The 13570-nt window shown below is 67.3% G+C and carries 13 protein-coding genes and 1 pseudogene; 10 read left to right on the forward strand and 4 right to left on the reverse strand.

Annotated elements, in window-relative coordinates; genetic code table 11:
• Positions 1-735: 735 nt before the first annotated feature.
• Positions 736-1332: pseudogene (locus QZ609_RS26800) on the forward strand (DsbA family protein); the annotation flags it as partial.
• A 102-nt stretch (positions 1333-1434) separates the two neighbouring features.
• Positions 1435-1860: a bacteriohemerythrin gene (locus tag QZ609_RS17700; protein WP_295497538.1), complete on the forward strand. Its 426-nt coding sequence runs from the start codon at positions 1435-1437 to the stop codon at positions 1858-1860.
• Positions 1861-1875: 15 nt separating this feature from the next.
• Here QZ609_RS17700 and QZ609_RS17705 read toward each other — a convergent pair whose 3' ends face one another.
• Positions 1876-2778 carry a tRNA threonylcarbamoyladenosine dehydratase gene (locus QZ609_RS17705; protein ID WP_295497540.1) on the reverse strand — a complete coding sequence of 301 codons (903 nt, stop codon included), beginning with the start codon at positions 2776-2778 and terminating at the stop codon, positions 1876-1878.
• An 80-nt stretch (positions 2779-2858) separates the two neighbouring features.
• Here QZ609_RS17705 and QZ609_RS17710 point away from each other — a divergent pair, with 80 nt between their 5' ends.
• The 4 genes from QZ609_RS17710 (at position 2859) to QZ609_RS17725 (ending at position 8317) form a co-directional block, all read left to right on the forward strand.
• The gene (locus QZ609_RS17710; RefSeq protein WP_295497542.1) at positions 2859-5087 is read left to right on the forward strand and encodes an AsmA family protein; all 2229 of its coding nucleotides are present in this window, start codon (positions 2859-2861) and stop codon (positions 5085-5087) included.
• A 75-nt stretch (positions 5088-5162) separates the two neighbouring features.
• A complete protein-coding gene (gene pdxH, locus QZ609_RS17715) occupies positions 5163-5801 on the forward strand; it encodes a pyridoxamine 5'-phosphate oxidase (RefSeq protein ID WP_295497544.1) in 639 nt (212 codons plus the stop codon).
• A 196-nt stretch (positions 5802-5997) separates the two neighbouring features.
• Positions 5998-7218: a cyclopropane-fatty-acyl-phospholipid synthase family protein gene (locus QZ609_RS17720; protein WP_295497546.1), complete on the forward strand. Its 1221-nt coding sequence runs from the start codon at positions 5998-6000 to the stop codon at positions 7216-7218.
• A 4-nt stretch (positions 7219-7222) separates the two neighbouring features.
• Positions 7223-8317 carry a DUF72 domain-containing protein gene (locus QZ609_RS17725; RefSeq protein ID WP_295497547.1) on the forward strand — a complete coding sequence of 365 codons (1095 nt, stop codon included), beginning with the start codon at positions 7223-7225 and terminating at the stop codon, positions 8315-8317.
• Between the two features lie 24 nt (positions 8318-8341).
• Here QZ609_RS17725 and msrA read toward each other — a convergent pair whose 3' ends face one another.
• The gene (msrA, locus tag QZ609_RS17730; RefSeq protein ID WP_295497549.1) at positions 8342-8911 is read right to left on the reverse strand and encodes a peptide-methionine (S)-S-oxide reductase MsrA; all 570 of its coding nucleotides are present in this window, start codon (positions 8909-8911) and stop codon (positions 8342-8344) included.
• A 207-nt stretch (positions 8912-9118) separates the two neighbouring features.
• Here msrA and QZ609_RS17735 point away from each other — a divergent pair, with 207 nt between their 5' ends.
• Positions 9119-9685 carry a flavin reductase family protein gene (locus tag QZ609_RS17735; protein WP_295497551.1) on the forward strand — a complete coding sequence of 189 codons (567 nt, stop codon included), beginning with the start codon at positions 9119-9121 and terminating at the stop codon, positions 9683-9685.
• A gap of 19 nt (positions 9686-9704) precedes the next feature.
• On the opposite strand, the gene QZ609_RS17740 is transcribed toward QZ609_RS17735, so the two are convergent.
• Together QZ609_RS17740 and QZ609_RS17745 are read right to left on the reverse strand one after the other, a co-directional pair.
• Positions 9705-9911, reverse strand: coding sequence for a DUF3079 domain-containing protein (locus QZ609_RS17740; RefSeq protein ID WP_295497553.1), 207 nt, complete (start codon positions 9909-9911; stop codon positions 9705-9707).
• Between the two features lie 86 nt (positions 9912-9997).
• Positions 9998-10522: an Lrp/AsnC family transcriptional regulator gene (locus tag QZ609_RS17745; protein WP_295497555.1), complete on the reverse strand. Its 525-nt coding sequence runs from the start codon at positions 10520-10522 to the stop codon at positions 9998-10000.
• Between the two features lie 159 nt (positions 10523-10681).
• Between QZ609_RS17745 and kynB the strand changes: the two genes are divergently transcribed.
• Genes kynB through kynA form a run of 3 tightly spaced genes read left to right on the forward strand, consistent with a single transcriptional unit; the run spans position 10682 to position 13491 of the window.
• Entirely contained in the window at positions 10682-11311 is a 630-nt protein-coding gene (kynB, locus tag QZ609_RS17750; RefSeq protein WP_295497557.1) for an arylformamidase, read from the forward strand.
• Positions 11312-11351: 40 nt separating this feature from the next.
• Positions 11352-12605, forward strand: a complete 1254-nt coding sequence (gene kynU / locus QZ609_RS17755) for a kynureninase (protein WP_295497559.1) — start codon at positions 11352-11354, stop codon at positions 12603-12605.
• A 1-nt stretch (position 12606) separates the two neighbouring features.
• Positions 12607-13491 carry a tryptophan 2,3-dioxygenase gene (gene kynA / locus QZ609_RS17760; RefSeq protein ID WP_295497561.1) on the forward strand — a complete coding sequence of 295 codons (885 nt, stop codon included), beginning with the start codon at positions 12607-12609 and terminating at the stop codon, positions 13489-13491.
• Positions 13492-13570: the final 79 nt, after the last annotated feature.

Consider the following 13570-nt stretch of genomic DNA (forward strand, 5'->3'; position numbering starts at 1 on the left):
CTCGGCGCCCGGCTGATATTCGAGGTCTCCGACGCGCTCAGCGGTATAAGCGCCGATGTGCTAGCCCTGGCGGCGGCGGCGCGCGATCTGCCGGCGTTCGGCGCCTGGTTCGGGCGCCAGATCGACACACCCGAGGCCCGCGACTTCTGGGTCGATCTGTTCATCGCCCTGATCATCGTCTTCATTGCCGGCTTCGCCGCCGAACGGCTGGCATCGCGGTTGCTCGCGCGTGCGCGGGGCAATGTCGAGGCGCGCGAAAGCGAATCCATCATCATAACCTCGGCGCTTCTCGGTTTGCGCACCATCCTCGATTTCATCCCCCTGGCGGTGTTCGCCGCGGTTACCTACGGCGCCCTGTCCTTGGTCGCCCCCGGGAAGACCATCGGGCTGATCGTGCTGGCGCTGGTCAACGCCAGTGTGCTGGCCCGCGCGGTCCTGGTGCTTGCCCGGATGGTGTTGGCGCCGAAGGCGGCGAGCCTGCGCCTGGTGACGATCACCGATGAGAACGCCTATTACGCCTATATCTGGCTGCGCCGGCTAACCGGCCTCACGGTCTACGGTTACTTCGCCGCCGAAGCGGCGCTGCTTCTGGGCCTGTCTGAGTTGGGCCATGGGGTGGCTCTGCGCGTGCTTGGCCTGATCGTCGGCGCCATGGGGGTGGTCCTGATCCTGCAGAACCGCGCCGGCGTCGCCGGGTGGATCCGCCCCAAGGAGGAAGACGCGGCGTTTGGCGGCCTGCGCGCCCGGCTGGCCGACACGCTGGGGGCGCCGGTGCCCGTCACGCTCATCATGGGCGGCCTGCGCCCCGGCCAGCGCGAGCCGCTGGCCGCCGACAAACGCGACGAGATCCTCCACCACTGGCATGCGGTGGCCGAACGCAGCGGACTGCCGTTCGACCAGTCGCCCGGCATCGCCATGCGCGCGGACGGCTTTGTCTACGATACGGAGCCCGCCAGCCGCGCCGTCGTCATGGCGCGCGAGCACTGGGGCGAGGATGACGAGCGCGTGCTCACGCTCTTCCACGCCATCCAGCGCGCCTTCTATGCCGAGGGCCGCGACACCACGCGGGCCGATGTGCTGCGCGAGGTGGCCGTCGCCAGCGGCCTGGACGCCGAGCACGTGAACACGGTGTTCGACACGCAAGCGCTGCGCGACGAGACGCGCGAAGACTTCCGCCTGTCGCGCCGCTGGGGCATCAACGGCTTCCCCAGCCTGCTGGCCGAGCAGGCCGGCACGCTGTACCAGATCGGGCGCGGCTACGCGCCGTCGGCCGCGTTATATGCGCGGGCCGTGGAAGTGCTGCAGCAGCATCCCGCGCCAGATGCCGGCTAGGCGGCGGTTTGTCCGGCATCAAGCCGGGCACGGAAATGTCGGCCGCCTCGGACGGGGCGCCTTTATGCTGGCGCTTTCATCGATACCCTCTCTTCGCCTGCCATGCCCGCGATCCAATGGACCGAGTCGCTCCACCTCGGAGACGCCGCCACCGACGCCAACCACGAGGCGTTCTGCGCCCTGCTCAACGCCGTCGCCGATGCGTCGGATGCAGCATTCGTCCCCGCGCTCGACGCATTCATCGAACATACCGAGGTGCACTTCGCCGAGGAAAACGCCTGGATGGAAGCAGCGGCCTTTCCGCCCGTGCACTGTCACCGCAATGAGCACGACAACGTGCTGGCACTGTGCCGCGAAGTGTGCAAGCGCGCCGCGGCTGGGGAGATGGAACTGGGACGCCGGCTGGTGGCGGAACTGCCCGCCTGGTTTGCCGACCATGTGGACGTGATGGACCGGATGATGACGACGTATCTGGCGCAGCTGGGCCCCGGCGCACGCGGGGAAGCGGCGGCAGAGACCGCCGCCTGAGGCCGACGCAACGACTCAAACAGCGGCGATCGCGCGCAACGCCGTCGACGCCGCCACCATCCCGAACACCCCGGTCACGCACACGGACGATCCAAACCCCGCGCAGGCCAGCCCTTGCGGCCCCTGTGCGGGCTGCGGCGCCGGCGGGGCGTTGAGCACCTCGATCGCTCCTGCCGCCGCGAGGTCGTCAATGCCCGCGTGGCTCGACTCCACCGGCACTTCCACCGCGCACGCCTGCTGTTCCGGCTCGGGGTAGCGCAGCGGTTCATCCGAATACACCGCGTCGATGTTGAAGCGCGCCTTCGGGTCGCGCGGGAAGCCATGCTGGCGGCGCAGGTTGCCGCGCACCTTGGCCAGCAGCGGGTCCTGGATCGTGCGCGCGAGGTCGGTCACGCGGATGCGCGTCGGATCGAGCTGCCCGCCCGCCGCGCCGCACGTCACCACGCGTTTGCCGCTGTGCTTGCAGAACGCGACGATGGCGGTCTTCACCTTGACCGCATCGATGGCGTCGATCACGTAGTCGAACGGATGGCCGAGCAGCGCCTCGACGTTCTCCACCGTCACGAAGTCGTCGATGCGGCTGATCTCCGCACGCGGGTTGATCTGCAGGATGCGCTCGGCCATGGCATCCACCTTGGCCATGCCGTAGGCGTCGCCCAGCGCGTGGATCTGGCGGTTGGTGTTGGAGACCGCAATGTGGTCCAGGTCGATCAACGTCATCTTGCCGATGCCGCAGCGTGCCAGCGCTTCGGCCACCCACGAGCCGACCCCGCCGATGCCGATCACGCACACATGGGCGGCGGCAAAGCGTTCCAACGCCTGCGGGCCATACAGACGCGCGACACCGCCAAAACGGCGTGCGTATTCGTCATCCAGGATGGGCGGGTGCGCGGGCGCGCTGATTGCTACTTGGCTCATGACACAATTGAATCGGAACTGCGCCGAACTATATAACAATGCGGCGAGTCGGATTTTCGTGTCTTACGAACAAAAAGCGCATGCGTACACGCAGCAAACTCGCCCTCGGGCTGGTCATCGCCCCTGTCGTCGCCATCGCAGCGGCGGTCGTCTTCGTGCTGACGTTCGACTGGAACCGCGCCAAGCCAACCCTGAACGACCACGTCTCGCAGGCCATCGGCCGCCCCTTCGCCATCAACGGCGACCTGATGCTCACGTGGAAGAAACCCGAAGGCGAAACCGGCTGGCGTGCAGCCGTGCCCTGGCCACGCCTGATCGCCAACGACATCACCATCGGCAACCCCGACTGGGCCCGCCAGCCGCATATGGCGACGGTGCAAAAGCTCACGTTCGTACTGGAAGCACTGCCGCTGCTCGCGCACCGCATCGTCATCCCCAGCGTCACGCTCGACACGCCGATGATCGCGCTAGAGCGCGACAAGCAGGACCGCAACAACTGGACCTTCAAGCTGGCCGGCAGTGACAGCAACGCGCCCTCCGACTGGAAGCTCGAACTGCGCGAGATCGCCTTCAGCAAGGGATCGCTGCAGCTGGACGACGACATCAAGCGCATCCACCTGGCCGCCACCATCGACACGGTCGACAACCAGACGCTCTACACCGCCGCCAACGGCACCGCCATCCAGGGCGCCGAGCAACCGCCGGTGGTGCCGACCGCCTCCGGCACTGCTGCCAACGCCCCGGTCGCGCCTGATCCGCAACAGCCCTACGGCATCGCCTGGACGGTCAAGGGCACCTACAACAACGCCGCCATCCGCGGCACCGGCAAGGCCGGCGGCGTGCTGCGCCTGCAGGATGCCAAGCGGCCCTACCCGCTGCAGGCCGACGTGACGGTGGGCAAGACGCGCATCGACCTGGCCGGCACGCTCACCAACCCGTCGAGCCTGACGGCGCTGGACCTGCGCCTGCACCTGTCGGGCGCGAGCCTGGCGCAGCTCTATCCGCTGACCGGCATCGTGCTGCCTGAGACGCCGGCGTTCGACACGCGCGGCCGCTTGATCGGCGAGCTGCGCAAGCAGGGCACAAACTTGCGCTACGAGAAGTTCACCGGTCGCGTGGGCGGCTCCGACCTGGGCGGCACGCTCACCTTCGCCATGCGCCAGGCGTCGAACCAGCGCCCGCAGCTCACCGGCGAGCTGGTCTCGCATCAACTGCTGTTCGCCGACCTGGCCCCCATCATCGGCGCCGATTCCAACGCGAGCAAGGCCAAGCGCGCCGAAGCCGGCAACGACACCGTGCGCCAGCCCGCCGACAAGGTGCTGCCGGTCGAGCCCTTCCGTACCGACCGCTGGGACGCCATCGACGCCGACGTGAAGTTCAGCGGCGAACGCATCATTCACAGCGCCGACCTGCCCATCGACCACCTCGTCACGCACATCAAGCTGCAGGACGCCGTGCTCACGCTCGATCCGCTCAACTTTGGCGTGGCCGGCGGCACGCTCACCTCCAACCTCCAGCTCGACGGCAAGACCACGCCGATGCAGGCCCGCGCGGCGCTGGCGGCGCGGCATTTCCGCATCAAGCAGCTGTTCCCCAAGATCGAATCGATGCAGGCCAGCGTGGGCGAGATCAACGGCGACGCGCGCCTGTCGGCCACCGGCAACTCGGTGGCGGCGCTGCTCGGCTCGTCCAACGGCGAGCTGAAAGTCCTGGTGGAGCGCGGCACCGTCAGCAAGTTCATCCTGGAGGCGATGGGGCTGAACGTCGGCAACGTGATCCTCACCAAGCTGTTCGGCGACAAGCAGGTCGACATCAACTGCGCCGCCGGCGACTTTGCCGTGAGCGACGGCCTGGCGCAGGCGCGCACCTTCGTGGTCGATACGCAGGACGCGGTGATCGACGTGACCGGCACCACCAGCCTCAAGCACGAGACGCTCGACTTCACCATCCACCCGGACGCGAAGGGCCTGCGCGTGTTCTCGCTGCGCACGCCGCTGTATGTGGCGGGCACCTACAAGACGCCGAAGGTCTCGGTCGACCCCGCCATCCTGGCGCTGCGCGCAGGCGGCGTGGTGGCACTGGCGTTTGCCGCACCCGTGGCGGCGGTGCTGCCGGTGATGAACCTGCAGCCGGCATCGGACAGCGCCTGCGGCAAGCTGCTCGCCGATGTGCGCAAACGGCCGGCCGCACCGCCGCCGGGCAAGACGTATCCCAACAACAAGGTGGGCCAGACGCCGGCCCGCCCCCCCAAGACCTCCGCCGCAACTGCCGCGCCGGCCGCACGCGACCCCCACACCAGCGGCGGTTGACCCTACGCAAACGGCGGCCGGCCGGCTTGTCTATACTCGGCCCGTTGCACGTCCGCCGTGAGCTTCGTTCACACCATGACTTCCATCGCCGATATCCGTACCGAATACGCCCGCGAATCCCTCGACTTCGCGGACGTCGATCCCAACCCCCTGCGCCAGTTCCGCCGCTGGTTTGACGAGGCGCTCAAGGCCGAGGTGGCCGAGGTCAATGCCATGACGCTCGCCACCGTCGACACGCAGGGCCAACCGTCCGCCCGCATCGTGCTGCTCAAGAACCTGGACGAGCGCGGCTTCACCTTCTTCACCAACTACGCCAGCCACAAGGGCGCGGAATTGGCCGCCAACCCCCATGCGGCGCTGCTCTTCCACTGGATCGGGCTGGAGCGCCAGGTGCGCATCCAGGGCGTGGTGGAAAAGGTTTCGGAGGAGGAGAGCGACGCCTACTACCACTCGCGCCCGCTCGGCTCGCGGCTGGGCGCCTGGGCCTCCGAGCAGAGCAGCGAAGTGCCCGACCGCGCCACGCTCGAAGCGCGCGAAGCCGAATACAGCCAGCGCTTTGGCGACGCGCCGCCGCGCCCGCCGCACTGGGGCGGCTACCGTCTGCTGCCCGCGCGCATGGAGTTCTGGCAAGGCCGCCCGTCGCGCCTGCATGACCGGTTGGAGTACCGCCGCCAACCGGATGGCAGCTGGACTATCGTGCGCCTCGCCCCCTGATCGACGCGCGCAAATGTAATGCCCGATTTTGCGCATTGCATCAATCCCGGCATGGCACTTGCAGCGTCAACACAATGGCACGTGCCGCCCCGATGACCCGCACAGCACCATGGGAAAGTTTGTCGTAAGCTAATGTGATCCGTTGGGCGGCAATCCGATGGCCGCCCCCAACCTTTCACATCAGGGAGGCGTCGACATGTTTTTCCACCAGGCGATTGACCGCAAGCTCGAGCACTGGATCAAGGAGATCCGCGAGTCTGCCAACCTCCCAGTACGCCTGCGCCTGTGGAACGGCGACCAGTACGAACTGGGCCGTTTCGACCAACCCGCCGTCACGCTGACGGTGCGCGAAGCCAGCGCCCTGCCGCTGCTGCTCTCCCCCACGCTCAACAACCTCGGCGAAGCCTATGTCCAGGGGAAGATCGACCTGGACGGCAAGCTGGCCGACATCATCAACGTCGGCTACGGCCTGGCTGCCTCGGCCGCCGCCACCGGCAGCAGCGCGCTGGCCCGCGTGGTGCGCCACTTCGCCCACACCAAGGAGGGCGACAAGGAATCGATCCAGTACCACTACGACGTCTCCAACGACTTCTACAAGCTGTGGCTGGACCAGAACATGGTCTACTCCTGCGCCTACTTCGAAAATGGCGACGAGACCCTCGACGAAGCGCAGGTGAAGAAGATCGACCACATCCTCACCAAGATCCGCCTGCAGCCGGGGCAGACGCTGCTCGACATCGGCTGCGGCTGGGGCGCGCTGGTGCTGCGCGCCGCGCAGAAGTACGGCGCGCGCTGCCTGGGCGTGACCTTGTCGCAAAACCAGTACGACCTCGCCACCGAGCGCGTGCGCGCCGCCGGCCTGCAGGACCAGATCGAGATCCGCATCCAGGACTACCGCGACCTGACCGGCCAGTTCGACCGCATCACCAGCGTCGGCATGTTCGAGCACGTCGGGCGCAAGAACCTGCCGGGCTATTTCCGCCGCATCCACGAGCTGCTGGCCGATGGCGGCATCGCCATGAACCACGGCATCACCTCCACCGATCCGGACGGCGGCGAGGCCTCGATGGGCGGCGGCGATTTCATCGACCGCTACGTCTTCCCGCAGGGCGAGCTGCCGCACATCTCGCTAGCGCTGCGCGCCGCGCAGGAAGGCGGGCTGGAAGCGCTTGACGTCGAAAGCCTGCGCCGCCACTATGCGCGCACGCTCGAACACTGGGCCGAGCGCTTCGAGGCCAACGGCGACACCATCCGCGCGATGGTCGGCGAGAAGACCTACCGCATCTGGCGCGTCTACCTGGCCGGCTGCGCGCACGCCTTCGACGCCGACGAGGTCTCGATCTTCCAGATCATCTGCCAGAAATCCGGCACGTCGGCCGCGTCGATCCCGTGGTCGCGCCGCTATCTCTACAGCTGACCATTTGACCGCGGACACCCCCGACTCCCCCGCCATCGACGATCTGTTCGGCACGCCGCAACGCGACCACGCGGCGGCCGAAATCGCCAAGCCCACCGCCAAGCCCAAGCGTTCTCCTGCCCGCCAGGGCGTGCAGCCGGCCACCGTCACGCCGGAGGTGAGCGCGCTCGCGCAGCGCCTGCCGCGCGGGCTGCGCATCGGCACGTCGTCGTGGTCGTATCCGGGGTGGGACGGGCTGGTGTATGCGGGCGAGTATTCCGACTCGATGCTCGCGCGCAAGGGATTGGCGGCGTACGCGCGCCACCCGCTGCTGCGCACGGTCAGCATCGACCGCGGCTTCTATGCGCCGATCCCGCTGGCGGACTACGTCGCCTACGCGGCCAGTGTGCCGGATGACTTCCGCTTTGCCGTCAAGGCCCCCGCCGCCGTGTGCGACGCGTGGATCCGCGAATCGGACGGGCGCGGCCGCATGGCCAACCCCGCCTTCCTGAACGCGGAATTCGCCATCCGTGACTTTGTCGATCCGGCCACGCGCGGGCTGGGCACACGCTGCGGGCCGCTGGTGTTCCAGCTCTCGCCGCTGGGCGTGCTGGCCGAAGACGCGGTCGGCTTTCTGGAACGGCTCGAAGGTTTCCTGGCCGCGCTGCCCAAGCTGGACCCGCAACTGACGCCGGACGCCGTCTACGCGGTGGAGCTGCGGGACGCCACCCTGCTCACGCCGCGCTTCATCAAGATGCTGCGTGCGGCCGGCGTGCGCTACTGCGTCGGGCTGCATGAGCGGATGCCCGCTGCCGACCGCCAAGCCACCGCCGTCGCCCTACTGGACGAAGGTGCCGGCGGCCCGCTGGTGGTGCGCTGGAACCTGAACAGCCGCTACCGCTACGCGCAGGCCGAGGCCGCTTACAAGCCGTTCGACAAACTTGTCGACGAAGATCCGTTCTCGCGCGAGACGCTGGCCAACATGGCCGTGGCAGCGCTGGCGGCCGGCCGCCAGGTGACGATCCTGGTCAGCAACAAGGCGGAAGGCTCCTCGCCGCTGTCATGCATCAAACTGGCCGAGGCCATCGCCGCGCGCCTGCCGGCGGACGCGCGTTTTTAGCCGAAACAGGCCCCGGCCCCTCCCTTATCCCTGCAGGCGGTGCGCGAACTGCTTGCGGAATTTCGACACCTTGGGCGAGATGACGAACGCGCAGTAGCCCTGCGCCGGGTGGTCGCGGAAGTAGTTCTGGTGCTCGTCTTCCGCACGCCAGAAGGTCACCTTGCCGTCGCCGGCGTCCACCAGTTCCGTCACGATGGGCGCCTCGAAGATGTCGCTGGCGCCAAGCTCAGCGATGGCCGTGCGCGCCGTCGCCAACTGCTCGGGCGATTGCGCAAAGATGGCCGAGCGGTACTGCGGCCCGACGTCGTTGCCCTGGCGGTCGGGCGTGGTCGGGTCGTGGATGGCAAAGAAGATGTCGAGGATCTCGCGGTACGGGATCACCGCCGGGTCGAATTCCACCTTCACGACTTCGGCGTGGCCGGTGTCGCCGTTGCAGACGGCGCGGTAGGTGGGCCGGTCGACATGGCCGCCTTCATAGCCGGACACCACACTGCGCACGCCCTGCACCTGCTGGAACACGGCTTCCAGGCACCAGAAGCAGCCTCCGCCGAGGACGGCGGTCTCAAGAGCGCGTTGTTCGATCCGTTCAGTCATTCGGGTTCTCCTGCTGGGTTGATCGGGCTGCCATTGGTCGGCCGAGGGCGCCTATCCTGACATGTGGGCGCTGCATCACGCAAAGCCCTACGCCCAAGCCGGTCTATCGCGGTGCAATCCGATGGCGGACGCGATGGGTGGCGTGCGTCCGTTACAATTGGGGCATCACTTTCGGTAGTTTGCATGGATCACCACGGAGCCATTCCCATGGATGCGCGCGATAGCGAGTCTTCCTCGCGCGAACCGTCGGCGCATGGCCGCGCCACCCCGCCCGACTTCGATGCCGGCCACTTCCGGCACGCGCTGTCTCAGTTTGCCACCGGCGTGACGGTCGTCACCACGCGCTCGGAGGGCGGGCCGGGCAAGCCGGCGTTCGTCGGCGTTACGGCCAGCTCGTTCAATTCGGTGTCGCTCGATCCGCCCCTGGTGCTGTGGAGCCTGGGCACGCAGGCGAATTCGTTTCCGCTGTTCCACAGCGGCTCGCACTACGTGATCAATATCCTGGCGGCGTCGCAGCTGGACCTGTGCAAGCGCTTCGCCACGCTCAAGGGCGACCGCTTCGCCAATATCGATTACGTTCTGAGCCCGACCGGCCTGCCGATCCTCGGACAATCCTTGGCGTGGTTCGAATGCCATAACCGCAGCCGCTACGACGAGGGCGACCACGTCATCTTCGTCGGCGAGGTCGAGCGCTGCGGCGTGATCGACCCGACCGGCGCACCGCTGGTGTTCCATCGCGGCGCGTTCTCGACGCTCACGGCTGCCGGCAAGTAACCGGCCGCCTCAGGTTGCCTCAGGCGGGGCCCGCCGGCTTGCGCGGGGCCTCCGCCTCGATCCCCCAATCACCCCATTCGTACCAGTCGTCGCCGAGCAGCTCGGCGGGGTGCTGCGTGCGACCCGAGCCGTTGCCGCAGCCCAGCGCGTCGGTTGGGCAGTATTTGTCGCAGCCCCAGCAGATGCGTTCGGGGTGCACAGGATGCAGCGGAAATTTCTTGGCCATGGCCCGGCTCCGGTCGTCGTCGACACCAGCCGACTATCCGCGCACGCTGCCAGTAGGGGATTGATCCGCGTCAGAAACCGGCGGCGCTAGCCGGCCTTGCCGCGCTTGCCCGCGCCGCCCTCCAGCGGCCGCACGCCGCGCGCATCCATCAGCAGGGCCAGCCCGCCTTCGCGGTCCTTGATGGTGCGCAGGACGATGTTCGAGCGGATGTCCATCACGCCCGGCGTCTTGTACAGCCGCTCGATGATGAACTCCGAGTAGTGCTGCAGGGTGGGCGCCTGCACGCGCAGGATGTAGTTGCAATCCCCGGTGATGATGTAGGCCGCGACGATCTCGGGCCACGCCTGCACGGCGGCCATGAAGGTCTCATGCCAGCCGGTCACGTCCTGCCGCATCGACACCTGCACGATGGCCTCCAACTCCAGCCCCAGCGCCGCCCGGCCCAGTTGCGCCCGGTAACCGGTGATGGCGCGGCCCTCCTCCAGCATCCGCACGCGCCGCAGGCACGCCGACGGCGACAGCGCTACGCGCTCGGCCAGGTCCTGGTTGCTGATGCGGCCATCCTCCTGCAGAACCTGGAGAATGCGCAGATCGGTGGTATCGAGTTGCATCTGTCGTAGTGGATTGTGTGATTTTGCAGATACGTTGAATTTTATGCGAATCCAGCGAAATCACACGCACGAATATGCAAACCCATTGCGCGCGGATTTCCCTATCATTCCGGCACGGATTCACACTTTTTGATGCGCGTTTTCGCCAACGGAGCCGCCTTGGAACGCACTTTGTGGGACATCAGCCCCGCCCTCTCGACCGCCACGCCCACCTGGCCGGGCGACACGCCGTTTTCGCAGGAAATTGCGTGGAAGCTCGAAGGGGACTGCCCGGTCAACGTCGGGCGCATCACGCTGTCGCCGCACACCGGCGCGCATGCCGATGCGCCGCTGCACTACCACGCGGATGGCGCCCCGATCGGCGAAGTGCCGCTCGATGCTTACCTTGGGCCCTGCCGCGTCATCCACTGTGTGGGCGTGACGCGCGTCGAGCCTGAGCACGTGCGCGATGCCCTCGCTGATGCGCCGGCGCGCGTGCTGCTGCGCACGTACGCGCAGATGCCGCAGACCACCTGGGACGACCACTTCCCCGCGGTCGCTCCGGAAACCATCGAACTGCTGGCCGCGCACGGCGTCCGCCTGATCGGCGTCGACACCGCCTCGCTGGACCCGCAGACCTCCAAGACCATGGACGCGCACCACGCCGTCGGCCGCCATGGGCTGGCCATCCTCGAAGGGCTGGTGCTCGACGAGGTGCCCGCCGGTGACTACGAGCTGATCGCGCTGCCGCTCAAGTTCGCCTCGCTCGATGCGAGCCCGGTGCGCGCCGTGCTGCGCCGCCTGCCCTGACCCACAGAACACCCACGCATTCATCGCCCCCACGCTCACCATGACCTTGAACCGCAACACCTGTCTCGAACGCGACGCGGCCGACCCGATCGCCCCGCTGCGCGACGCCTTTGCGCTGCCCGACGGCGTGATCTACCTGGACGGCAACTCGCTCGGCGCGCGCCCCAAAGCTGCGCTCGCACGTGCGCAGGACGTCGTCGCCAACGAATGGGGCGATGGCCTGATCCGTAGCTGGAACCAGGCCGGCTGGTTCGAACTGCCGCGCCGCCTGGGCAACAAGCTCGCCCCGCTGATCGGCGCGCGCGAAGACGAAGTGGTCGTCACCGACACCACCTCGATCAATCTGTTCAAGGTGCTCGCTGCCGCCCTGCGCGTGCAGCGTGAAGATGCACCCAGCCGCAAGATCATCGTCTCGGAAACGCATAACTTCCCGACCGACCTGTACATCGCCGAAGGCCTGGCTGACTTGCTGCGCGACGGCTACCAGTTGCGCCTGATCGATTCGCCGGAAGGCCTGGAAGCCCCGCTGGGCGACGATGTGGCCGTCACCATGCTCACGCACGTGAACTACAAGAGCGGGCACATGTACGACATGGCGGCCGTCTCTGCGCTGGCACACAAGCATGGTGCGCTGGCGGTCTGGGACCTGGCGCACTCGGCCGGCGCGGTGCCGGTGGACCTGCACGCGGGCGGCGCCGACTACGCCATCGGCTGCACCTATAAGTACCTCAACGGTGGCCCGGGCTCGCCAGCTTTCGTGTGGGTCTCCCCCGCGCTGCGCGAGCGCTTCTGGCAGCCGCTGTCGGGCTGGTGGGGCCATGCGCGGCCGTTCGCGATGGAGTCGCGCTACGACGCCGGCGGCGGCATCGGCCGCTTCCTGTGCGGCACGCAGCCGATCACGTCGATGGCGATGGTCGAATGCGGCCTCGACATCTTCGCGCAGACGTCGATGGCAGAACTGCGCACCAAATCGCTCGCGCTGACCGACCTCTTCATCACGCTGGTGGAGACGCGCTGCGCCGGCTTCCCGCTCACGCTCGCCACGCCGCGCGACCATGCGATCCGCGGCAGCCACGTCAGCTATGAACACCCGAATGGCTTTGCCGTGATGCAGGCCCTGATCGCGCGCGGCGTGATCGGCGACTACCGCGAGCCGCACATCATGCGCTTCGGCTTTACGCCGCTGTACACGAGCTTTGCCGACGTGTGGGACGCCGTGGAGATCCTGCGCGACGTGCTGGAAACCGGCGCGTGGCAATCGGCCCAATTCAACGAACGTACGCTGGTGACCTGAGATGACCGATCCGATTCAACCCGTCCAGCCCGTGGCATCGGGCTGCCCTATGCACGGTGGCCAGGGCGAAGGCTGGCACGACGCCCAGCTCGATTTCTCGAAGTCGATGAGCTACGGCGATTACCTCGCCCTCGACCAGATCCTGAACGCGCAGCACCCGCGCTCGCCGGATCACAACGAGATGCTGTTCATCATCCAGCACCAGACCACCGAGCTGTGGATGAAGCTGATGCTGCATGAGCTGCGCGCCGCGCGCGACTGTGTGCGCAACGACGACCTGCCGCCCGCGTTCAAGATGCTGGCGCGCGTCTCACGCATCATGGACCAGCTCGTGCAGGCGTGGAACGTGCTCGCCACGATGACGCCGCCGGAGTACTCCGCCATGCGCCCGCACCTGGGCCAGTCATCGGGCTTCCAGTCGTACCAGTACCGCGAGATCGAGTTCATCCTCGGCAACAAGAACGCGGCCATGCTCCAGCCGCATGCGCATCGCCCCGAGCACTACGCGCAGGTGAAGACCGCGCTGGAGATGCCCTCGCTGTACGACGAAGCGGTGCGCTACATGGCGCGTCACGGCTTTGCCTTCGATGCGGAGTGCATCGAGCGCGACTGGTCGCGTCCGGTCACTTACAACGCCTCGGTGGAGGCCGCGTGGCTGGAGGTCTACCGCGACCCGACGCACCACTGGGCGCTGTACGAACTGGCTGAGAAGTTTGTCGATCTGGAAGACGCGTTCCGCCAATGGCGCTTCCGGCATGTGACCACGGTGGAGCGCGTGATCGGCTTCAAGCGCGGCACCGGCGGCACCGAAGGTGTGGGCTACCTGCGCAAGATGCTGGATGTGGTGCTGTTTCCGGAGTTGTGGAAGCTGCGGACGGATTTGTAGTCGGGGTTGGCGTTGATGGTGTGCCCCTTGTTTCATCCCCTGCCGGGGCTGACTCACTTTCTTTGTCTTGCCAAAGAAA

The sequence above is a fragment of the uncultured Ralstonia sp. genome (assembly GCA_913056305.1).
GTDB lineage: Bacteria > Pseudomonadota > Gammaproteobacteria > Burkholderiales > Burkholderiaceae > Ralstonia.

Coding starts and splice junctions, on each gene's coding strand:
- msrA (WP_295497549.1), bottom strand. CDS start 8,911: ATGACTGAACGGATCGAACAACGCGCTCTTGAGACCGCCGTCCTCGGC.
- pdxH (WP_295497544.1), top strand. CDS start 5,163: ATGACTTCCATCGCCGATATCCGTACCGAATACGCCCGCGAATCCCTC.
- QZ609_RS17705 (WP_295497540.1), bottom strand. CDS start 2,778: ATGAGCCAAGTAGCAATCAGCGCGCCCGCGCACCCGCCCATCCTGGAT.
- QZ609_RS17740 (WP_295497553.1), bottom strand. CDS start 9,911: ATGGCCAAGAAATTTCCGCTGCATCCTGTGCACCCCGAACGCATCTGC.
- QZ609_RS17735 (WP_295497551.1), top strand. CDS start 9,119: ATGGATGCGCGCGATAGCGAGTCTTCCTCGCGCGAACCGTCGGCGCAT.
- QZ609_RS17745 (WP_295497555.1), bottom strand. CDS start 10,522: ATGCAACTCGATACCACCGATCTGCGCATTCTCCAGGTTCTGCAGGAG.
- kynU (WP_295497559.1), top strand. CDS start 11,352: ATGACCTTGAACCGCAACACCTGTCTCGAACGCGACGCGGCCGACCCG.
- QZ609_RS17710 (WP_295497542.1), top strand. CDS start 2,859: ATGCGTACACGCAGCAAACTCGCCCTCGGGCTGGTCATCGCCCCTGTC.
- kynA (WP_295497561.1), top strand. CDS start 12,607: ATGACCGATCCGATTCAACCCGTCCAGCCCGTGGCATCGGGCTGCCCT.
- QZ609_RS17700 (WP_295497538.1), top strand. CDS start 1,435: ATGCCCGCGATCCAATGGACCGAGTCGCTCCACCTCGGAGACGCCGCC.
- QZ609_RS17720 (WP_295497546.1), top strand. CDS start 5,998: ATGTTTTTCCACCAGGCGATTGACCGCAAGCTCGAGCACTGGATCAAG.